This window comes from Lysobacter spongiicola DSM 21749 (genome assembly GCF_900167055.1).
Taxonomy (GTDB): domain Bacteria; phylum Pseudomonadota; class Gammaproteobacteria; order Xanthomonadales; family Xanthomonadaceae; genus Novilysobacter; species Novilysobacter spongiicola.
In genome coordinates this window covers 844,880-863,618 of sequence record NZ_FUXP01000001.1, presented here as the reverse complement: position 1 = coordinate 863,618, position 18,739 = coordinate 844,880, and the positions used below count along the sequence as shown (strand labels likewise).

At 65.5% G+C, this 18,739-nt stretch carries 18 protein-coding genes; 13 read left to right on the top strand and 5 right to left on the bottom strand.

The features are described from left to right. Window positions 1-5 precede the first annotated feature (5 nt). From B5D37_RS14610 to B5D37_RS04020, 5 genes are all read left to right on the top strand, one after another. On the top strand, window positions 6-818 hold the full coding sequence (locus tag B5D37_RS14610) for an HNH endonuclease (protein ID WP_234987687.1): 813 nt from the start codon (window positions 6-8) through the stop codon (window positions 816-818). Between the two features lie 92 nt (window positions 819-910). After that, window positions 911-1,540, top strand: coding sequence for a nucleotidyltransferase domain-containing protein (locus B5D37_RS04035; protein ID WP_078757371.1), 630 nt, complete (start codon window positions 911-913; stop codon window positions 1,538-1,540). Beyond that, the gene (locus B5D37_RS04030) at window positions 1,488-1,937 is read left to right on the top strand and encodes a DNA-binding protein (RefSeq protein WP_078757370.1); all 450 of its coding nucleotides are present in this window, start codon (window positions 1,488-1,490) and stop codon (window positions 1,935-1,937) included. The genes B5D37_RS04035 and B5D37_RS04030 overlap by 53 nt, the downstream gene beginning before the upstream one ends. Then, on the top strand, window positions 1,934-5,041 hold the full coding sequence (locus B5D37_RS04025) for a type I restriction endonuclease subunit R (RefSeq protein ID WP_078757369.1): 3,108 nt from the start codon (window positions 1,934-1,936) through the stop codon (window positions 5,039-5,041). The genes B5D37_RS04030 and B5D37_RS04025 overlap by 4 nt, the downstream gene beginning before the upstream one ends. 185 nt (window positions 5,042-5,226) lie before the next feature. Continuing rightward, window positions 5,227-5,781, top strand: coding sequence for an NADPH-dependent FMN reductase (locus B5D37_RS04020; protein ID WP_078757368.1), 555 nt, complete (start codon window positions 5,227-5,229; stop codon window positions 5,779-5,781). Window positions 5,782-5,808: 27 nt separating this feature from the next. On the opposite strand, the gene B5D37_RS04015 is transcribed toward B5D37_RS04020, so the two are convergent. After that, a complete protein-coding gene (locus tag B5D37_RS04015; protein WP_078757367.1) occupies window positions 5,809-7,308 on the bottom strand; it encodes a catalase in 1,500 nt (499 codons plus the stop codon). An 82-nt stretch (window positions 7,309-7,390) separates the two neighbouring features. Between B5D37_RS04015 and B5D37_RS14895 the strand changes: the two genes are divergently transcribed. Beyond that, window positions 7,391-7,846: an MATE family efflux transporter gene (locus B5D37_RS14895; RefSeq protein WP_200809180.1), complete on the top strand. Its 456-nt coding sequence runs from the start codon at window positions 7,391-7,393 to the stop codon at window positions 7,844-7,846. A 26-nt stretch (window positions 7,847-7,872) separates the two neighbouring features. Further along, on the top strand, window positions 7,873-8,727 hold the full coding sequence (locus tag B5D37_RS14890) for an MATE family efflux transporter (protein ID WP_200809179.1): 855 nt from the start codon (window positions 7,873-7,875) through the stop codon (window positions 8,725-8,727). On the opposite strand, the gene B5D37_RS04005 is transcribed toward B5D37_RS14890, so the two are convergent. Next, window positions 8,697-9,890 (bottom strand): phytase, encoded by a 1,194-nt coding sequence (locus B5D37_RS04005; RefSeq protein WP_078757366.1) that lies wholly within the window; start codon window positions 9,888-9,890, stop codon window positions 8,697-8,699. The genes B5D37_RS14890 and B5D37_RS04005 overlap by 31 nt on opposite strands. Before the next feature lie 158 nt (window positions 9,891-10,048). Here B5D37_RS04005 and B5D37_RS04000 point away from each other — a divergent pair, with 158 nt between their 5' ends. From B5D37_RS04000 to B5D37_RS03995, 3 genes are all read left to right on the top strand, one after another. Continuing rightward, window positions 10,049-12,370, top strand: coding sequence for a TonB-dependent receptor plug domain-containing protein (locus tag B5D37_RS04000; RefSeq protein WP_078757365.1), 2,322 nt, complete (start codon window positions 10,049-10,051; stop codon window positions 12,368-12,370). A 75-nt stretch (window positions 12,371-12,445) separates the two neighbouring features. Continuing rightward, window positions 12,446-12,655, top strand: a complete 210-nt coding sequence (locus tag B5D37_RS14605) for a hypothetical protein (protein WP_143814111.1) — start codon at window positions 12,446-12,448, stop codon at window positions 12,653-12,655. Window positions 12,656-12,718: 63 nt separating this feature from the next. After that, a complete protein-coding gene (locus tag B5D37_RS03995; RefSeq protein WP_078757364.1) occupies window positions 12,719-13,327 on the top strand; it encodes a DedA family protein in 609 nt (202 codons plus the stop codon). A gap of 4 nt (window positions 13,328-13,331) precedes the next feature. On the opposite strand, the gene B5D37_RS03990 is transcribed toward B5D37_RS03995, so the two are convergent. Together B5D37_RS03990 and B5D37_RS03985 are read right to left on the bottom strand one after the other, a co-directional pair. Next, window positions 13,332-13,757 carry a type II toxin-antitoxin system death-on-curing family toxin gene (locus B5D37_RS03990; protein ID WP_078757481.1) on the bottom strand — a complete coding sequence of 142 codons (426 nt, stop codon included), beginning with the start codon at window positions 13,755-13,757 and terminating at the stop codon, window positions 13,332-13,334. Between the two features lie 10 nt (window positions 13,758-13,767). Continuing rightward, window positions 13,768-13,989, bottom strand: coding sequence for an AbrB/MazE/SpoVT family DNA-binding domain-containing protein (locus B5D37_RS03985; RefSeq protein WP_078757363.1), 222 nt, complete (start codon window positions 13,987-13,989; stop codon window positions 13,768-13,770). 164 nt (window positions 13,990-14,153) lie between these two features. On the opposite strand from B5D37_RS03985, the gene B5D37_RS03980 reads away from it, so the two are divergent. Genes B5D37_RS03980 through B5D37_RS03970 form a run of 3 tightly spaced genes read left to right on the top strand, consistent with a single transcriptional unit; the run spans window position 14,154 to window position 15,725 of the window. Beyond that, window positions 14,154-14,684, top strand: coding sequence for a PAAR domain-containing protein (locus tag B5D37_RS03980; RefSeq protein WP_234987686.1), 531 nt, complete (start codon window positions 14,154-14,156; stop codon window positions 14,682-14,684). Then, on the top strand, window positions 14,681-15,388 hold the full coding sequence (locus B5D37_RS03975; RefSeq protein ID WP_078757362.1) for a peptidoglycan recognition protein family protein: 708 nt from the start codon (window positions 14,681-14,683) through the stop codon (window positions 15,386-15,388). Before B5D37_RS03980 ends, B5D37_RS03975 begins: the two co-directional genes overlap by 4 nt. Continuing rightward, on the top strand, window positions 15,333-15,725 hold the full coding sequence (locus B5D37_RS03970) for a hypothetical protein (protein ID WP_143814110.1): 393 nt from the start codon (window positions 15,333-15,335) through the stop codon (window positions 15,723-15,725). Before B5D37_RS03975 ends, B5D37_RS03970 begins: the two co-directional genes overlap by 56 nt. Before the next feature lie 67 nt (window positions 15,726-15,792). Here the strand turns inward: B5D37_RS03970 and gcvP are convergent, their stop codons facing one another. Beyond that, on the bottom strand, window positions 15,793-18,702 hold the full coding sequence (gene gcvP / locus B5D37_RS03965; protein WP_078757360.1) for an aminomethyl-transferring glycine dehydrogenase: 2,910 nt from the start codon (window positions 18,700-18,702) through the stop codon (window positions 15,793-15,795). Window positions 18,703-18,739 lie beyond the last annotated feature (37 nt).

Sequence of the window (18,739 nt, the reverse complement as noted above, 5' to 3'; positions counted from 1 at the left end):
CGTCATTGGCAGAACTCGTAGCGAGGGAGCTTGACGTTCCGCCGGAAGACATCATGTTGCTTCGACACTCCAGTGAGAGCGTCAAGAAGCTACTCGCTACTGGCGGTACTGTGGAGGATTACACCTACACGCAGCCCACGGGGTCCGCGTATGACTATCATCATCCCGATAAGACGCCGATCAAGGTTGTGGTTGTGATCGTCCGGGATCGTGTCTATGGCGTCTTCAAGGTCCTGGGAGTCGAACGCGAAGGTACGACCTACTCCCTGACGTCTGCCGCGCATCGGCGCTTTGATATCGAGCGCGGCAAGCCGCCGCGACCCGCGAAGCGCTTCTCCATGCTGCCTGTGCACACGGCCTACGCCGACCTTACCGTCCAGGGCTGGGAAGGGCGGAGCAGGACCGCCGTCCAAAGATCCGATGGATCCTTCTTTCTGGAAATTGTGGTGGCACCGCCGATCGATCCTGAAGGTTCCGAGGCTCTTCAAGAGCAGCTCGATCGACGACTGCAGGCTGCCCTTACTGATACGCCGGCGCAGCGCAGACAGCGCCTCATGCTCGCGCCGAAGCTCCCCCGGAAGATAAGCGTCGCAACTGTAGCCTTCGTCAGAAACGCAGACGTGATCGCGGAGGTCTTGCTTCGTGCCGCAGGAAAATGCGAGAGCTGTTTTGCGTCTGCTCCCTTTTTCCGCAGGACAGATCACAGTCCGTATCTCGAGGTTCATCACAGGATACGACTCGCGGATGGAGGCGAGGACACCGTAGCCAATGCGATTGCGCTGTGTCCCAACTGTCACCGGCGTGAGCATTACGCTTAGTACTTGAGCCGATGCCTGCGAGCTCCAATGGCAGGTACTTGCGATGTCGGGTGTTGCGGACATGTTGCTTTATAGGCAACATTCGTAGCCATATGAGCAACACCCGCCAGTTGATGGATCTTCTTTTCGGCATCACCCGCCAACGCGTGCTTGCCGTGCTGTTGCTGCGCCCGGACACCAGTTTCCACCTGCGAGAGCTCGCCCGCCTGACTGGCAGTCACCCGGGCACTCTTGGACGGGAGCTCGACAAGCTCACCGAATCGGGATTGCTCCAACGCACCGAACAGGGCAACCAGGTGCATTACCGGGCCAACCGGGACAGCCTGCTGTTCAATGACCTGGCGGCGATCTTCCGCAAGACGCATGGAGTGGTGCCGGCATTGCAGGAGGCACTGGCGCCACTGGATGCAGGCATCCATGTTGCCTGGGTGTTCGGCTCGCTCGCGCAGGGCACCGAGGGCGAAGGCAGCGATATCGATTTGCTGGTGCTTGGGGATCTTGGTTTCGTCGAACTCGTCAAGGCTTTGAACCCTATCCAGCAGGCCCTGCGGCGGGACATCAATCCGGTGCTGTATCCGGTGGCCGACTTTCAAGCGCGGGCAGCTTCTGGGGATGCCTTTGCCCGCGGGCTGCTGGATAACCCGAAACTCTTCGTAAAGGGGAACAAGGATGACGTTGCAGAACTTGTTGGCAATCCGACAACTGCAGGCCCACTCCGCTGACGCAGCGGCAATAGGGAAGTTGTTGGCGGCGGCGGAACGCAACCTTGCCGATGCGCAGGTCGAGGCGATCAGCCCGGATAGCCGCTTCGATGTCGCCTACAAGTGCGTGATGCAGTGCGCCATGTTGGGCTTGTGGGCCAACGGGTATCGCACGTCCACCAGCCAGCCGGGTCATCATCAGACGGCGATCCAGTGCCTGACGCACACCATGGGAGTGCCGAAGGATGACGTTGTCGTGCTCGACGCTTTGCGTCGCCAGCGCAACATCTCCGATTACGAGGGCGATCCGGTATCCGGGCCTACACTGATCGCATGCCTGGACGAGGCGGCGAAACTGTTGGCACACACCAAGCGGTGGTTGCGAGAGCATCGCCCCGAGCTGATGGGGAACGTATGAACCTGCACCAGGAGCACCACTTCGAGCGCGAGATCTGCGCGCACCTCGCCGCCCATGGCTGGCTGTACGCAGAGGGCGACGCGGCCCACTACGACCGTAAGCACGGGGTGTTCCTGCCGGATCTGCTGGCGTGGGTCGAGGCCACCCAACCGGACAGCTGGCAACGGCTGCTGAAGACTCACGGGCCTCAGCTGGGCGAGCGCCTGGCCGACCGCATCCGCAAGAACCTGGACGATCGCGGCACGCTCGACGTGCTGCGCCGGGGCGTGGAGATGCTGGGGCTCAAGCAGCCGCTGTCGCTGGTGCAGTTCAAGCCAGCGCTGGGGATGAACCCGGTGACCCAGCAGCACTATGCCGCCAACCGCCTGCGGGTGGTGCGGCAGGTCAAGCACTCGCCCAACCGCCCCAATGATTGCCTGGACCTGGTCTTGTTCGTCAACGGCATTGCGGTGGCGACCGCGGAACTGAAATCGGACTTCACCCAGAGCGTGGGTGACGCAGTGGATCAGTATCGGTTCGACCGGCACCCTCACCCCAAGGGCAGGCAGCGCGAACCGCTGCTGGCGTTCCCGGGCGGCGCGCTGGTGCATTTCGCGGTCAGCCAGGCGGAGGTGATGATGACCACGCGGCTGGCTGGCGAGCACACGCGCTTCCTGCCGTTCAACCGTGGCAACGCCGGCGGGGCGGGCAATGCGCCGGACCCGGCCGGATTTGCCACTCGCTACCTGTGGGAAGAGGTGTGGGAGCGCGACAGCTGGCTGGAAATCCTCGGCCGCTACCTGATCGGCAAGCGCGACGACAAGAAGCAGCTGCAGGCGGTGATCTTCCCGCGCTACCACCAGCTGGATGCCACGCGGAAGCTGGTGGCCGACGTGCACGAGCACGGCGCTGGGCAGCGCTACCTCATCCAGCACTCGGCCGGCTCGGGCAAGACCAACTCGATCGCATGGACGGCGCACTTCCTCGCTGACCTGCACCGCGACAACAAGAAAGTGTTCGACAGCGTGCTGGTGGTGTCTGACCGCAACGTGCTGGACAGCCAGCTGCAGGAGGCGATCTTCGACTTTGAGCGCACCACCGGCGTGGTGGCCACCATCACCGGCGAGAGCGGCAGCAAGAGCGCGCAGCTGGGGCAGGCGCTGAAGGATGGCAAGAAGATCATCGTCTGCACCATCCAGACGTTCCCCTTCGCGCTGCAGGCGGTGCAGGAGCTGGCGGCCACCGAGGGCAAGCGTTTCGCGGTGATTGCCGACGAGGCCCACAGCTCGCAGACCGGGCAGGCGGCGGCCAAACTCAAGCAGCTGCTGAGCCCGCAGGAATGGGCGGAGCTGCAGGACGGCGGCGAGATCGACACCGAGGCGCTGCTGGCCGCGCAGATGGGCGCGCGCAGTGCCGAGTCAGGGCTGACCTATATCGCCTTCACCGCCACGCCCAAGGGCAAAACGCTGGAATTGTTCGGCCGTACCGGAGCGGACGGCTTGCCGCAGCCGTTCCACGTGTACTCGATGCGGCAGGCAATCGAGGAGGCATTCATCCTCGATGTGTTGCTCAACTACACGCCGTACGACCTGGCCTTCCGCCTTGTCCACGATGGCAAGGAGATCGACCACACGCAGGTCGAGCGCAGCACCGCGATGAAGGGAATCATGCAGTGGGTCCGCCTGCACCCGTACAACATCGCGGCCAAGGTGCAGATCGTGGTGGAGCACTACCGCGAGAACGTGCAGCCGCTGCTGGACGGAAAGGCCAAGGCGATGGTGGTGGTGTCATCCCGGCAGGAAGCGGTGCGCTGGCAGAAGGCCATCCGTGAGTACATCGAACGGCGGGACTATCCGCTGGGCGTGCTGGTGGCTTTCTCCGGTGAGGTGAGTGATCCCGAGAGCTTCCCGGAGCCGGTTACCGAGACCAGCAAGCTGCTCAACCCCGGCCTGAAGAACCGCGACATCCGCGAGGCCTTCGCGCAGCCGGAGTTCCACCTGCTGCTGGTGGCGAACAAGTTCCAGACCGGCTTTGACCAGCCGCTGCTGTGCGGCATGTACGTGGACAAGAAGCTCGGCGGCATCCAGGCGGTGCAGACGCTTTCGCGCCTCAACCGCGCCCACCCCGGGAAGAAGAGCACCTACGTGCTGGACTTCGTCAACGACGCCGGTGACGTGCTGAAAGCGTTCAAGACGTACTACGAGACGGCCGAACTGGAAGCCACCACGGACCCCAACCTCATCTTCGACCTGCGGGCCAAGCTCGACGCCGCCGGCCACTACGATGACTTCGAGGTGGAGCGGCTGGCGAAGGTGGAGATGGACCCGCGGGCGACACAGGCCCAGCTGGTGGCCGCCATCCATCCTGTTGCCGACCGTCTGCTCAAGCGTTACAAGGCATTGCAGCAGGCCCGCGTGGCGGCTATCGGGGCCGACGACGGCGAGTCGGAAAAAGCGGCGAAGGATGAACTGGAGGCGCTGATCCTGTTCAAGGGCGACATGGCGTCGTTCAACCGGCTGTATGCCTTCCTGTCGCAGATGTTCGACTACGGCAACACCGATATCGAGAAGCGGTCCCTGTTCTACACACGCCTGTTGCCGCTGCTGGAGTTCGGCCGCGAACGCGACACTGTCGATCTCTCGAAGGTGGTGCTGACCCATCACACGCTGCGCAGTGGGGGCAAGCAGCCGCTCAGCCTCAACGCAGACGGCACGTACAAGTTGCCTCCGTTGGATGCGGTGGGCAGCGGCCGGGTGCAGGAGAAACAGCAGGCGTACCTCGCCGAGATCATCGAGAAGGTCAATGGACTGTTCGAGGGACAGCTGACCGACGATGACCAGCTGCTGTACGTCAACGGCGTACTGAAGGGAAAGCTGCTGGAGAACCAGACACTGGTCGAACAGGCAATGAGCAACAGCAAGGAGCAGTTTGCGAACTCCCCGGACCTCAAGGATGCGCTGATGAACGCGATCATGGATGCGTTCGAGGCGCACTCGACCATGAGCAGTCAGGCGCTGGGATCGGAGCGGGTGCGCGATGGGCTGCGGGATATTTTGCTCGGGCCGGCGCAGTTGTATGAAGCGCTTAGGAGGCAGGCGCCTCACGCTTCTGCCGGGGCTCCGTAGAGGTCGGTGGTGGCCGGTCGCGGCTGAAGCCGCTCCTACAGGGGCGGGATGGGTGAGTGGGTGGGTTGGCGCTTCACGTGGATTGAAGCCGCGCCAGCCGAGACTCGGGGGTCCAAACCGGCGTCGTCCTGTCGAGCAGGGCTCCAGGGCCGGTGCCGGCCCACCCCAGCCACATGGAGTCCCTCATGAGCCAGACCACCATTGCCGTCCTCGTCGGCAGCCTCCGCAAGGAATCCTTCAACCGCAAGCTGGCCGATGCGCTCGCACGCCTGGCGCCTTCGGATGTCACCTTCGAGCAGCTGGAGATCGGCGACCTGCCGCTCTATAACCAGGATGACGACGACAACCAGGCCGATGCGGTGAAGCGCTTGAAGTCGGAGCTGCAGTCCGCCGATGGCGTGTTGTTCGTGACGCCGGAGTACAACCGCTCTGTGTCGGGCGTGCTGAAGAACGCGATCGACCATGCTTCGCGCCCGTACGGGAAGAGTGCGTTCGCCGGCAAGCCGGCCGGGGTGATCGGGGTCTCGGTCGGCGCAATTGGCACGGCGATGGCGCAGCAGCACCTGCGTAACATCCTGGCCTATCTCGACATGCCGACCTTGAACCAGCCCGAGGCGTTCATCCACGCCAAGGATGGGCTGTTCGACGATGCCGGCAACATCGGTCCGGCCAGCAAGGAGTTCCTGCAGGGCTGGGTGGACAGCTTCCTGGGGTGGGTCACCCGCCATTCGGCAAGGTGACCCGTCAGCCGCCGGATGGGTGGGGCGTCAGCTCTCGCCCATGCCGGCGGCGGGTTCGGACGCGGCGCCGGCACGCACCTTCTCTTCGATCCGCCTGCCCACGTCGGGGTCGATGCCCTTCCAGTACTCGAACGCGCGCTCCAGCACCGGGCTGCGCACGCCACCCAGCAGGCTGCCTGACACCTGTTCCACCAGCGCGTCGCGCTCGGCGTCGTTGAACACCTCGCGCACCATGATGCCGGGCTGGGTGAAGTCGTCGTCTTCGGCACGCAGGGTGTAGGCGCAGCGCACCATCTCGCCGTCGGATTCCCAGCTGTCGTCCATCACGCCTGTCTTGTCCGACCACGGGCGACCGCCGCTGTTGGCGGCATAGACCGGGGCATCGCCGCTGTTCTGGTACGCCATTGGACCGTCGAACATGTAGGTGTTCACCGGCACCTGCGGCTGGTTGACCGGCAACTGGTGGAAGTTGGCGCCGATGCGGTTGCGCTGGGCATCGCTGTAGGCGAACGATCGCGCCAGCAGCATCCTGTCGGGTGACAAACCGATGCCCGGCACGGTATTGCCTGGGGAGAACGCGGCCTGCTCGATCTGGGCGAAGAAGTTCTCCGGGTTGCGGTTCAAGGTAAGCGTGCCGACCGGGATCAGCGGGTAGTCCTTGTGCGACCAGACCTTGGTCAGGTCGAACGGGTTGTAGCGGTAGTCCTTGGCCTCGGCGTACGGCATCACCTGCACGGACAACGCCCATTCGGGGTGCTCGCCGCGGGCGATGGCGTCGAACAGGTCGCGACGGTGGAAGTCGGCATCGGCGCCGGCCATGTCCTGCGCTTCGGCATTGCTGAAGAACGCCATGCCCTGCTGGGTGTGGAAGTGGTACTTCACCCAGAACTTTTCACCGGCGGCGTTGATCCACATGTAGGTGTGCGAGCCGTAGCCGTTCATGTGCCGCCAGGTGCGCGGCAGCCCGCGCACGCCCATCAGGTAGGTGACCTGGTGCGCGGATTCGGGGTTGTTGGTCCAGAAGTCCCACTGCATGTGGTTGTCGCGAAGGCCGGAGTCGGGCAGGCGCTTCTGGCTGCGGATGAAGTGCGGGAACTTCATCGGGTCACGTACGAAGAAGATCGGGGTGTTGTTGCCGACCAGGTCGTAGTTGCCTTCGCTGGTATAGAACTTGATCGAGAACCCGCGCACGTCCCGCCAGGTGTCGGGGCTTCCCATCTCGCCGGCGACGGTGGAGAAGCGCAACAGCAGGTCCGATTTGCCACCGGGCTGGAACAGCGCGGCTTTGGTGTAGCGGGAGACGTCTTCGGTGGTCTCGAACACGCCGAATGCGCCGGCACCCTTCGCGTGCGGCTGGCGCTCGATGACCTTCTCGCGGTTGAAGTGCGCCAGCTGGTCGACCAGGTGCACGTCGTGCAGCAGGATCGGGCCGTCCGGGCCGACGGTGAGTGAGTTGCGGTCGCTGGGGGCGGGTGCGCCGGTGGAGGTGGTCGAACCCGTGTTGGATTTGCGATCGTCGCTCGACATGGCCGTGCTCCTTGAGGGGGACAGCCCGATGCTGCAGCCCGCGGCGTTAGTTTTTCATTAGGCCTGCCGGCATCATGGCGCCATGAGTGCAGCCACTGCCGGTGCCCCGATCACCCGTCTCGCCATCGCCCGCCGGGCGTGGCCGATCATCATCGCCAACGCCGCCGTCCCGACGCTGGGGCTGGTGGACACGGCGGTGATCGGCCACTTCGGCACCGCGGCGGACCTGGGTGCGCTGGCGCTGGGCGCGCTGCTGTTCAACTTCGTCTACTGGAGCTTCGGCTTCCTGCGCATGGCCACGACCGGCTTCATCGCACAGGCCGACGGGGCGGGCGACGAGCCGGAGGTGCGGGCGACGCTCGGGCGCTCGTTGTTGCTGGGCATCGGGCTCGGCGTTGGCGTGTGGTTGCTGCAGTGGCCGGTGGTACAGGGCTACTTCGCGCTGATGGATGGCAGCGCTACGGTGGAGTCGGTCGGCCGCGAGTACTACCACGCGCGCATCTGGGGGCGCCGGCGGCGCTGGCGCTGTACGCGCTGAGTGGCGCGCTGATCGGGCTTGGCCACGTGCGCACCCTGCTGTTCGTGCAGTTGCTGCTCAACGGGCTCAACGCGGGGCTGGACGTGTACTTTGCCGCCGGGCTTGGGATGGGCGCGCGTGGCATCGGACTGGGTACGGCGCTGGCGGAGTGGGAGACCTGCGTGGTTGCGGCGGTGCTGCTGTGGCGCTTGCTGCGCCGTCGGCACCGCGACGGCGAGCCGTTCCTGCCGTGGCTGCGTATCGCCGACCGGGTGAAGCTGCGCCAATCGCTGATGGCCAATGGCGACATCCTGGTGCGCACGTTGTGCCTGTTGCTGGGCTTCGGCTGGTTCGCCAACCAGGGCGCGCGGTTCGGCGACGTGACACTCGCGGCCAACCACATCCTGTTGCAGCTGGTGTCCTTCAGCGCGTTCTTCCTGGACGGGTTCGCGTTCGTGGCCGAGGCGCTGGTTGGCGGTGCGGTGGGTGCACGCGACCGGCTGCGCTTCCGGCGGGCGGTGCGCCTGTCGAGCGAGCTGACTTTCGGAACCGCGGCGGTGCTGGCGCTGGGGATTGCGCTGCTCGGCGCCTCGATCGTCGAGGCGCTCACGGTACTGCAGCCGGTGCGCGCGGCGGCGGCCACCTACCTGCCGTGGACGGCGCTGTACGTGCTGGTCTCGGTGGCGGCGTTCCAGCTGGACGGGGTGTTCATCGGCGCCACCCGCACGCGCGAGATGCGCAATGCGGGGCTGGTCTCGTTGGCGGTGTTCCTGCTGGTGGCGTGGCCGCTGGCGGGGCGGTTCGGGAACCACGGCCTGTGGGGGGCATTCGTGGTGTTCGTGGTGGCACGCGCAGCCGCGTTGTTGCCGTATTACCGGCGCGTGGTGGCGGGCGTGGGGTGAGGCATGGAGGCAGTGCAGGTCTGGCGGAGGTCCAGGGCCGTGGCGATGGCGCGCCAGTCGAATGCGGCTACGGCCATGTCGTCGTGCACGGCGTAGAACACCCCGGCCGGGAAGTTCGCGGTTCCAGGCTGGTGCAGCCAGACACCGTCGGTGTTGCCGGTGGTCTTGCCTGCGAAGGCGCCCAGGTGGGCAAGGTTTTCGCGGTCGAACACGTGGAACAGGCTGCGGTCCTTGAACTGGTCGGTAGCCAGCCAGTAACCGCTGCCGTCGTCGCACTGCCACAGGGCGATGCCTTCGGCCTGCGCCTTGAACAGGCCCTCGCCGATGGTGCGGCCGGCGAACCGACCATCCAGGCGGTACTCGCGCAGGGCGGTACCGGTGACGGTGTCTTCCTCGGCGACCAGCAGGCGGCCGTGTGCCGTATCACCCCAGATCGATTCGGGGATGCGGATGGCGCCGGCGGCGGTGGTATCGCCTTCGGAGCCGACCTGCGTTGCCTGCAGCGTGTCGCCGTCGATGGTGACGGTATAGCGCTGGATGCGCCGGTCCAGCTCGGCCAGTGGTGGGACGATGTCCTCATCGTCGGCGTCAACGCCCGCCATGTAGGCATCGGTGACGCGAACGTCGTAACGGCCCGGGGCGGTGGCGTGCAGCCAGATGCCATACGGCTGCTTCAACTCGCTGCCGCCGAAATGGCCGACCGGCTCGAAGCCCGGCAGGCGTAGCACCTGCACGCGCTGGTTGTCGCGCTCGACCACGAACACCAGGTCGTCGACCACGAAGATGCCATTGGGGCGGTCGAACTCGGCGGCGCCGGTGCCGCGGCGGCCGAGCGGATCCAGGCTCTCACCAGTATCGCCGTCGTAGGCCATCAGCCGTCCGGTGGCCTTGGCCGTGGCCAGCAGCAAGGCGCGTCCGTCGGGGCCACGCCACAGCGCAGGCGAGTCGACGTTGTCGTCCGGGGTGCGCGTGGTGATGAAGGCCTCGGGCACGACGGCGTGGGGCACGCCGGCTTGGGACAGCATCGGGTCCTCGTCGTTGTCATCCGGTTCGCGATCACCCGGCACGCTGGCGCAGGCGGCAAGCAGGCCGAGCAGGCAGGCGCTGGCCAGGCTGCGGATGGTGAGCGGAACGGCAGTGCGGGCGGGGTGGGCAGGCAGCATCGGCGGTCGGTCCGGATGACATGGAGACGACGTTTCTATCACCGACGCATGACAGTTCCGCGACATGCCCTACACCCGTGACATGCGGTTCGGAACCGTCATCCTGCCGCCATATTCGTGCCTGATCGTGGTCGCCTTCACACCCACCAGGCGATCCCATGAAGTCCAACCCCCTCGCCCTCGGTTTGGCCCGCGCGCTGGCCGTCACCCTACTGGCCGTGCCTGTTGCCCACGCACAGCAGACGGGTGGGCCCGCACCCGACGCGGTGGACCTGGATGCGGTGAAGGTGACCGGACAGATCGTCTACCGCGACCGCAGCGCCGACACTGCACCGACCCTGAGCTACGGGGTCGAGTTCTTCCAGCGTTTCGAGCCGCGCACGGTCGGCGACATGCTCAAGCGCGTGCCGAGCGTGGCCTTCGTGTCCGATGTGCTGGAGTACGACGGCGCCCGCCTGCGCGGCATGGATCCGGGCTACACGCAGATCCTGGTGAACGGCAAGAAGGTGCCCGGTGGCGGCGCGGACCGTTCGTTCTTCGTCGACCGCATCCCGGCCGAAGTGGTCGAGCGGGTGGAGATTGTCCGCAGCCCCAGCGCCAATCGTTCAGGCGATGCGGTGGCCGGCGCCATCAACATCGTGTTGCGCGACGCCTACGAGTTCGACGGTGGCTACGTGCGCCTGGGTGCGTCCCGCTTCGACGACGGCGAGGTGACGCCGACGGTGGCGGCGGTCGCCAGCGGCGCGGTTGGCGACGCCCGCGTGCTGGGCGGCATCAGCCATCAGGGCCGCTACAACCCCAAGCAGAAGACCAGCCTGCGTTATGACGCGCCGGGCGGTGAATTCGACAACCGCGAGGACCAGTCCGACATCCGCGACGGCGAGGACACGTCGGTGAACCTGTCCTACGTGCGCGACATCGGCGAAGGGCGGCTGTCGCTGTCTGGCGTCTACGTGCGCACCGATCGCACCGAAACCGAGCACTCGCGCGAGTACAACGTGCCGGCCGGCACGGCGATGGACAACCTGCTCTCGGTGAACGACCAGGTCGAGGACATCCGCCAGGACAACTTCGCCATCAAGGGCGGTTACGGGTTCGCCATGGCCGGCGGCGACACGGAGGTCGACCTGAGCTTCTCCCGATTCGACGATGACACGATGTCCACCGAAGTGGAGGTGGGCTACGACGACGGCGAGGCGCCGCCCGCATGGGACGGCTTCGAAGGCACGCGCGAGCTGACGGCGTTGCGCGACGATGAATTCAGTGCCGCGCTTTCGCACCGCAGGCCTGCCGGGGCGGCGGAGCTCGAGTTCGGCGTCGATTTGACCCGAAAGGATCGCGAGCTGGAGCTCGGGGTCAGCGAAGTGGAAGCGGAGGAGGAAGGCGAGCCATTGCCGCCGTATGCGGACTTCGATGTCACCGACAGCGACATCCGCGAAAACCGTATCGATCCGTACCTGATGTTGTCCGGGACGGCAGGGCACCTCGACTGGGAAACCGGCCTGCGCTACGAGACCACCGACACCCGCGTGGCCGTGGACGGCGAATCCCATGAGCACGATGAAGGCATGCTGCTGCCCTCGGCGCACCTGCGTTGGAACCTGACCACCAACGATCGCCTGAGCCTGTCCCTGGCCCGCACGGTACGCAGGCCATCATTTGACTACCTCACGCCAGTGCTGCTGGAGGGGGAGTACGGCGACAACGACTTCATCGGTGACCCGGCGCTGCAACAGGAAAGTGCGACGGGCGTCGACCTGGGCTTCGAGCACCGCATCGGCCGCCGTGGCGTGGTTGGCCTCAACCTGTTCTACCGCGACGTCAGCGACCTGATCGAGCTGGTCAATACCGGGGAGCCCAGTGACGAGGCGCTGGGGGACTTCGAGGATGAGGTGGATGACTTCCTGGCGGACAACCCGGGCGCCGCCCCCGGTTCACCGGGCTATCCCGTGCTCGATCCCGACAGCTATGTCTACACCGCCGCCAACGTGGGCGATGGCGAGGTCTTCGGTGTCGAGCTGGACCTGTCGACACCGCTGGACGCATTCGGCCTTCCGGATACGGGCGTGTTCCTCAACTACTCGTGGCTGGACAGCAACGTCGAGGATGCCCTCGGCACGCGCCGATTCAACGACCAGGCCCGCTCGGTGCTCAACGTCGGCTTCATGCAGGACCTGCCTGCGCTGGGCATGAGTTTCGGCGTCAGCTATCGCCGCCAGGGTGATGCCCATGCGCGGCTGCTCGCCGAAGAAGTCACCACCCGCTACGGCGAGGACCTGGAAGCCTTCGTCGAGAAGCGCTTTGGCGACCAGTGGTCGGTGCGCCTGACCGGCACCAACCTGCTGGACGCGTCCAAGGACGAGGTGTTCCACAAGTTCGACACGCTCGGCGACCAGCTGGACCGCGACCATGACGAGTACGAGCTGGAGACGGAAAGCGCTGGCCCGGTGTACCAGATGGTGGTGCGCTACGCGTTCTGAGGATGCTGTGGGCGCATGCCGCGCGTTCACCGCACCGGTCCTAGTCTCGGTCTCTCCCCAAGCGAGGACACGGACATGGCTGGAACAGACGAGCGCGACCCGAAGCAGGGCGCTGGAACCAACCCGAAAACGGATCCCGCCAAGGATCCGGCAGCAGGCCCACCGGTGGAACCGGATCCCGAAGCCGGCATGGACAAGGAAGTTGGTGACCTCGACGATCCCGATGCGGTGGATGACGAAGGCGCACTGCCGGGTCGCATGGGCGGTGGATTGGCTGGCGGCTGACGGTCACGCCCGCTCCACCCGTCGGTCCGCACGCTGGCCGCCCACTCTCCGCTGGACGGCACCATGGGCGACTGGATCACCAGCACGATCACGCGAATGGGCGAGCTCGGCGTCTTCCTGCTGACGCTGCTGGAAACGGTGTTTCCGCCCATCCCGTCCGAGCTCGTCATGCCACTGGCCGGCTACCTGGCTTCGAGCGGCGACATGTCCTTGTGGGGCGCTATCGTGGCAGGCACGGCGGGTTCATTGCTCGGCGCGCTCGTCCTCTACTGGATCGGGCGCAAGGTCGGGAAAGAGCGATTGATGAAGTTCGCGGACCGCCACGGACGCTGGTTGACGCTGTCGCGCAAGGACATCGAGCGTGCATCGGGCTGGTTCGATCGCCATGGCGGCTGGGCCGTGTTCGTCTGCAGGCTGATTCCTGGCCTGCGTTCCCTGATCTCGATACCGGCGGGCATCCAGGGGATGTCGCTGCTGCCGTTCCTGCTCTACACGGCGGCAGGCAGCCTGGCCTGGACGGCACTGCTGGTCTACCTGGGCTACCTGCTTGGCGGCAACTTCGAACGCGTCGGTGACTGGGTCGGCCCGATTTCGAACGTGGTGCTGGGTGGCATCGCGATCTGGTACGTCTGGCGGGTGGTGACACATAAGGACGCTGCCCACCGCGACTGAGCGTTCAGCCGTAGCTGGGCGCCGGCTCGTTGACGGAGGTGGCGTCTTTGCAGCAGATGTGTCGACGCAGCCATTCGGCGAAGTCGGCTTCCGACAGGCTGCCTTCCGCTAGTCCGATCATCGCGGCGTACTTCTCCTCTTCGCTTGCCTCGAGTTCGACATCGTTCAAAGCGAGGAACACGCGGTAGCAGACATGCGCGGTGCGCTTGTTGCCGTCGACAAAAGGATGGTTGCGGGCCAGGCCATGGGCAAGGCTGCCGGCAAGGGCCGCAACATCCGGGGGCGGCTCACCGTACGCGAACAATTGTTGTGGTCGCGCCAGGGCAGAGTCCAGCAGCGCAGCGTCACGTACGCCAGCGCTTCCGCCGTGTTCCGCCAACTGACGGTCATGGATGGCGAGTGCAAGGGCCGCTTCGATCCAGACGATCATCCCCTTCACCTCACTGCGCCAGCTTGTGGAGGACCTGGCGATCCTCACGCATGATCCGCTCTGCTACCTCCATCTGCGCCGCGAGCTTGGGGTCGAACGCCGTCAGCTTGATTCCGTCGGGGATCTCGAGCACGTGCACCTCATCGCCCTTCGTCAGGCGAAGCCGAGCGAGCAGCTCCTTGGGGAGGATGACGCCGGCAGAATTGCCGATGGTGGTGATCTTGAGCTTCATGACGGGCTCCAATGGTAGTTATAACGAACGTTATACTGAGTGCGTGACTCATGCAAGCCGGCGGCAAGCATCAGGAGAGCAGGGGAGCCAACCCCGGGCACTTTCGGCCCGAGCGGCTGCCGGATCTGGCAGACTTGCGGCTTCAACTGGCAAGGAGGCCGGCAATGACAAGGATGTGGGCGGTCGAGGGTGACAGTACGACCAGTGGCGGCCGTGTAGTGACCGGTTCGCCTTTCACCGATATCGATGGTTCCCCGGTGGCACGGATAGGCGATTCCGCTACCTGCCCCAAACACAACGGCACCTTCCCGATCGTCGACGGCGATCCGACGACCATCATCGATGGGCAACCGGTAGCGCTCCACGGCTCCCGCCTGGCGTGCGGCTGCGGAATCCTGGCCGTACGCCAGACGCGGGTGCATCTCGAAGCTTCCGGGGTGGAAGCGACGGAACCCCCGCTCTTTGCAACTCCTACTACGCTAGGTGCGTCGCCTGATTCGTTTGCTGCGGCCTACGATGAAGCCTTCGTCCTGCGCGCGGAGAGCGGTGAACCGCTCGTGGGACGAGCGTACCGGATAGTCGGCGCCGAAGGCCGTACCGAGGAGGGGGTCACCGATGGGAACGGCAGGACTCACTTACTCGCTTCTCAATACTCGGAAACGCTCGTCCTGGAACTCAAGGAGGAAGGGCCATGAGCAGGTTCGTCCATGTGGCGGGCTCGATCACAAGTGTCATTGCCAATTCCCAACGCAAGGAAGTGGCAGTCCCCATATACGTGGGTAGCAACGGCTATGTGCAGAACGCAGGCTACGAGATCCGCCCTGTCCCGGCACTCGAGAACGGGCCCCTCGACGGACCACGGGCGATAGTTCTTCACCGCACCGATTCGACTACCACCGAGGGAACCATCCGGTCGTTTGAGCGCGGCGTCGGTACCCATTTTCTGGTTGGAAAGGATGGAGCCGTGATTCAGGCGGCGAGCCTGCTGCAGAAGACGGCGCACGTGGGAAAGATCCGTTCCCGCTGCCACATCACCGGAACATGCTCGGCCGAGGAGCAGGCCTTGATTGACAGTTGGGGGTGGGCGCCGTCACGGATCCACTCTCACGAGAGAGACAAGCCCTATCCGATTCGATTTCCAACAAACGAAGACAGCGTAGGAATCGAAACTGTTGCCAAGTTCGACAAAGCCGCGAATGTCTGGGAAGCACCTACAGTGGCGCAGGCTAGTTCTATTGCGCGGCTGATCGGGATCCTCAAGAGCGAATACGGACTTACCAATGCGGACATCTATGAGCACGATGAGATTTCATACAAACAAGGTGGTGAAGGTGCTGGGCTGTATGACAGTGATGGTGATGACCGGCTGCCTGTCCGCCTCGCCCCGCCCTTCTTCTGAGCCATCCGTACGAGTCGTCGAGGTACACGCACCGATCCATCAAGGCGTGGATGGCGCGGAGGGTTCGGCTTGCGCCGCCTGGCAGCTGGATGCAACGCAGGTAGAGCAGTTCTTCCGGCTGAGCGAAGAGTTCGAAGAATCTCCCTATGCGATGTTCTATCAGCTCCCCTGCAAGATCACTGGACGACTGATCTCGGAAGGGCAGTCATGGGACTTCTCCATCGATGGAGGCGGAACGGCTGTCTGGACCGACCATGGACGGACCCGCCATTGGGGATGCAGCGCCAAAGCCTGCGAACCCCTCGTGCTGCTGCGGACGGACATGATGTCGCCCTGACATTGCGGGTTCGCAGAAACAAAAAAGCCCCGCACGAAGCGGGGCTTCTCGTTTCACTCGCGGCCAATCAGGACACCATCGGCTCGCTGAAGGCTTCGATCTCGCCTTCATACTCGTTGATCGGCACGCAGCTGCAGAACACGTTCTTGTCGCCGTAGACGTTGTCCACGCGCGCCACCGGCGGCCAGTACTTCTGCCGCTTCAGCACGTCGAGCGGGAAGGCGGCGAGTTCGCGGCTGTAGCCACGGGTCCACTCGCTGGCGGTGACCTGGGTCGCGGTGTGCGGGGCGTGCTTGAGCGGGTTGTCCTCGCGGTCGAGCTTGCCTTCCTCGATGGCGCGGATCTCCTGCCGGATCTCGATCATCGCGTTGATGAAGCGGTCCAGCTCGTGCAGCGATTCGCTCTCGGTCGGCTCCACCATCAGTGTCCCTGCCACCGGGAACGCCAGCGTCGGGGCGTGGAAGCCGAAGTCGACCAGTCGCTTGGTGACATCCTCGGCGCTGATACCGGTGGCGTCCTTCAGCGGGCGCAGGTCGAGGATGCACTCGTGCGCGACCAGCCCGTTGCGGCCGGTGTAGAGGGTCGGGTAGTGCGGCTCCAGCCGCTTGGCGACGTAGTTGGCGTTGAGCAGCGCCACCTGGGTCGCCTTGCGCAGGCCCTGGCTGCCCATCAGCGTGATGTACATCCAGCTGATCGGCAGGATCGATGCGGAGCCGTAGGCCGCCGCGCTGACCATGCCGACGCCGGCATCCTCGCCACCCTCGGCCCGCGGCGCGGTGCGCGGCAGGTAGGGCGCCAGGTGCGACTTGACCGCGCACGGGCCGACGCCCGGGCCGCCGCCGCCGTGCGGGATGCAGAAGGTCTTGTGCAGGTTGAGGTGGGAGACGTCCGAGCCCCACTTGCCGGGCTTGGCGATGCCGACCAGGGCGTTCATGTTGGCGCCGTCGGTGTACACCTGGCCGCCGTGCTTGTGGATGATCTCGCAGATCTCCACCACGTCCTCCTCGAACACGCCGTGGGTCGAGGGGTAGGTGATCATCAGCGCTGCGATCCGGTCCGAGTACTTCTCGGCCTGGGCGCGGATGTCCTCGACGTCGACGTTGCCGTTGGCGTCGCACTTGGTCACCACCACCTTCATCCCGCACAGCTGCGAGGACGCCGGGTTGGTGCCGTGGGCCGACTCCGGGATCAGGCAGATGTCACGCTGCTCCTGGCCGTTGGCACGGTGGTAGGCGCGGATTGCCAGCAGGCCGGCGTACTCGCCCTGCGCCCCGGAGTTCGGCTGCAGGCTGACGGCGTCGTAGCCGGTGCACTCCACCAGCATCGCTTCCAGCCCGTCGATCAGCTCCTTGTAGCCCTCGGTCTGCTCGGCCGGGGCCAGCGGATGGATGTTGGCGAACTCGGGCCACGTGATCGGAAGCATCTCCGCGGTAGCGTTGAGCTTCATGGTGCAGCTGCCCAGCGGGATCATGGTGCGATCCATCGCCAGGTCCTTGTCCGCCAGCGAGCGCAGGTAGCGCAGCATCTCGTGCTCGCTGTGGTGCGTGTTGAACACCGGGTGGGTCAGGAACCGGCTCTTGCGCAGCAGGCCCTCGGGCAGGGCATCGGCGGTCTGGCGGTCCAGCCCGTCGATGTCGGTGACCTCGGTGCCGAACAGGCCGGCCAGGGCGGCGACGTCTTCGCGGGTGGTGGTCTCGTCCAGGCTGATCCCAACGCTGCTGCTGTCGATGGCGCGCAGGTTGATGTGGGCGTCGCGGGCGCGGCGGTGCAGCTCGGCGGCGTCGATGCCGCTGACGTGCAGGGTGTCGAAGAAGTGCTCGCCGACGGTGATGCCGGTCTTGCTCAGCACGCCGGCCAGGATCGCGGCCAGGCGGTGGGTGCGGTGGGCGATGCGTACCAGCCCTTCCGGGCCGTGGTAGACAGCGTACATCGCCGCCATCACCGCCAGCAGCACCTGCGCGGTGCAGATGTTGGAGGTCGCCTTCTCGCGGCGGATGTGCTGCTCGCGGGTCTGCAGGGTCAGGCGATAGGCCGGGTCACCCTCGGCATCGACCGACACGCCGATCAGGCGGCCCGGCATCGAACGCTTGTAGGCGTCGCGGCAGGCCATGAAGGCCGCATGGGGGCCGCCGAAGCCATAGGGCACGCCGAAGCGCTGGGTATTGCCGACCACGATGTCCGCGCCCCATTCGCCCGGCGGCGTCAGCAGGGTCAGCGCGAGCAGGTCGGTGGCGACGCACACGATGCCTCCGCTGCGCGCGCGGTAGCGCTCCACCCATTCGCGATAGTCGCGGACCACGCCGTTGACACCGGGGTACTGCAGCAGCACCCCGAAGCTGTCCTGCTCCAGGGCTTCCTCGCCGCTGCAGCTGCGCAGCTCGATGCCCAGCGGTTCGGCGCGGGTGCTCAGCACTTCCAGGGTCTGCGGCAGCACGTCGTCGGCAACAAAGAAGACGTTGGACTTGGCCTTGCTGGAGCGGCGCGCCAGTGTCATCGCCTCCGCCGCGGCGGTGGCCTCGTCCAGCAGCGACGCGTTGGCGATCTCCATGCCGGTGAGGTCGGCGCACATGGTCTGGAAGTTGATCAGCGCTTCCATGCGGCCCTGCGAGATCTCCGCCTGGTACGGGGTGTAGGCGGTGTACCAGCCCGGGTTCTCCAGCACGTTGCGCAGGATGACGTTGGGGGTGTGGGTGCCGTGGTAGCCCTGGCCGATGAAGCTGCGGAACACCTTGTTGCGCTGGGCGATGGTACGGATCTTGGCGATCGCCTCGACCTCGCTGATCGCGCGCGGCAGGGCCAGCGGCTCGGGCGACTTGATCGCCGCCGGCACGATGGCGTCGGTCATCGCCTCCAGCGACTCATGGCCGATGACGCGCAGCATCTGCGCGACCTCGGCGTCGTTGGGGCCGATGTGGCGCTCGATGAACGCGTCGTGGTGCTCGAGCGAGCGCAGGGAGGAAGCGGGGTCGTGGCTCATGGGCAAGGCATTCCAATGGGCTACGTGCGGTGCCGCA

What these genes read in the sequence shown, in the direction of transcription:
- B5D37_RS04035 (WP_078757371.1), top strand. Translation starts at nt 911, where the DNA reads ATGAGCAACACCCGCCAGTTGATGGATCTTCTTTTCGGCATCACCCGC.
- B5D37_RS04030 (WP_078757370.1), top strand. Translation starts at nt 1,488, where the DNA reads ATGACGTTGCAGAACTTGTTGGCAATCCGACAACTGCAGGCCCACTCC.
- B5D37_RS04025 (WP_078757369.1), top strand. Translation starts at nt 1,934, where the DNA reads ATGAACCTGCACCAGGAGCACCACTTCGAGCGCGAGATCTGCGCGCAC.
- B5D37_RS04020 (WP_078757368.1), top strand. Translation starts at nt 5,227, where the DNA reads ATGAGCCAGACCACCATTGCCGTCCTCGTCGGCAGCCTCCGCAAGGAA.
- B5D37_RS04015 (WP_078757367.1), bottom strand. Translation starts at nt 7,308, where the DNA reads ATGTCGAGCGACGATCGCAAATCCAACACGGGTTCGACCACCTCCACC.
- B5D37_RS14895 (WP_200809180.1), top strand. Translation starts at nt 7,391, where the DNA reads ATGAGTGCAGCCACTGCCGGTGCCCCGATCACCCGTCTCGCCATCGCC.
- B5D37_RS04005 (WP_078757366.1), bottom strand. Translation starts at nt 9,890, where the DNA reads ATGCTGCCTGCCCACCCCGCCCGCACTGCCGTTCCGCTCACCATCCGC.
- B5D37_RS04000 (WP_078757365.1), top strand. Translation starts at nt 10,049, where the DNA reads ATGAAGTCCAACCCCCTCGCCCTCGGTTTGGCCCGCGCGCTGGCCGTC.
- B5D37_RS14605 (WP_143814111.1), top strand. Translation starts at nt 12,446, where the DNA reads ATGGCTGGAACAGACGAGCGCGACCCGAAGCAGGGCGCTGGAACCAAC.
- B5D37_RS03995 (WP_078757364.1), top strand. Translation starts at nt 12,719, where the DNA reads ATGGGCGACTGGATCACCAGCACGATCACGCGAATGGGCGAGCTCGGC.
- B5D37_RS03990 (WP_078757481.1), bottom strand. Translation starts at nt 13,757, where the DNA reads ATGATCGTCTGGATCGAAGCGGCCCTTGCACTCGCCATCCATGACCGT.
- B5D37_RS03985 (WP_078757363.1), bottom strand. Translation starts at nt 13,989, where the DNA reads ATGAAGCTCAAGATCACCACCATCGGCAATTCTGCCGGCGTCATCCTC.
- B5D37_RS03980 (WP_234987686.1), top strand. Translation starts at nt 14,154, where the DNA reads ATGACAAGGATGTGGGCGGTCGAGGGTGACAGTACGACCAGTGGCGGC.
- B5D37_RS03975 (WP_078757362.1), top strand. Translation starts at nt 14,681, where the DNA reads ATGAGCAGGTTCGTCCATGTGGCGGGCTCGATCACAAGTGTCATTGCC.
- B5D37_RS03970 (WP_143814110.1), top strand. Translation starts at nt 15,333, where the DNA reads ATGACAGTGATGGTGATGACCGGCTGCCTGTCCGCCTCGCCCCGCCCT.
- gcvP (WP_078757360.1), bottom strand. Translation starts at nt 18,702, where the DNA reads ATGAGCCACGACCCCGCTTCCTCCCTGCGCTCGCTCGAGCACCACGAC.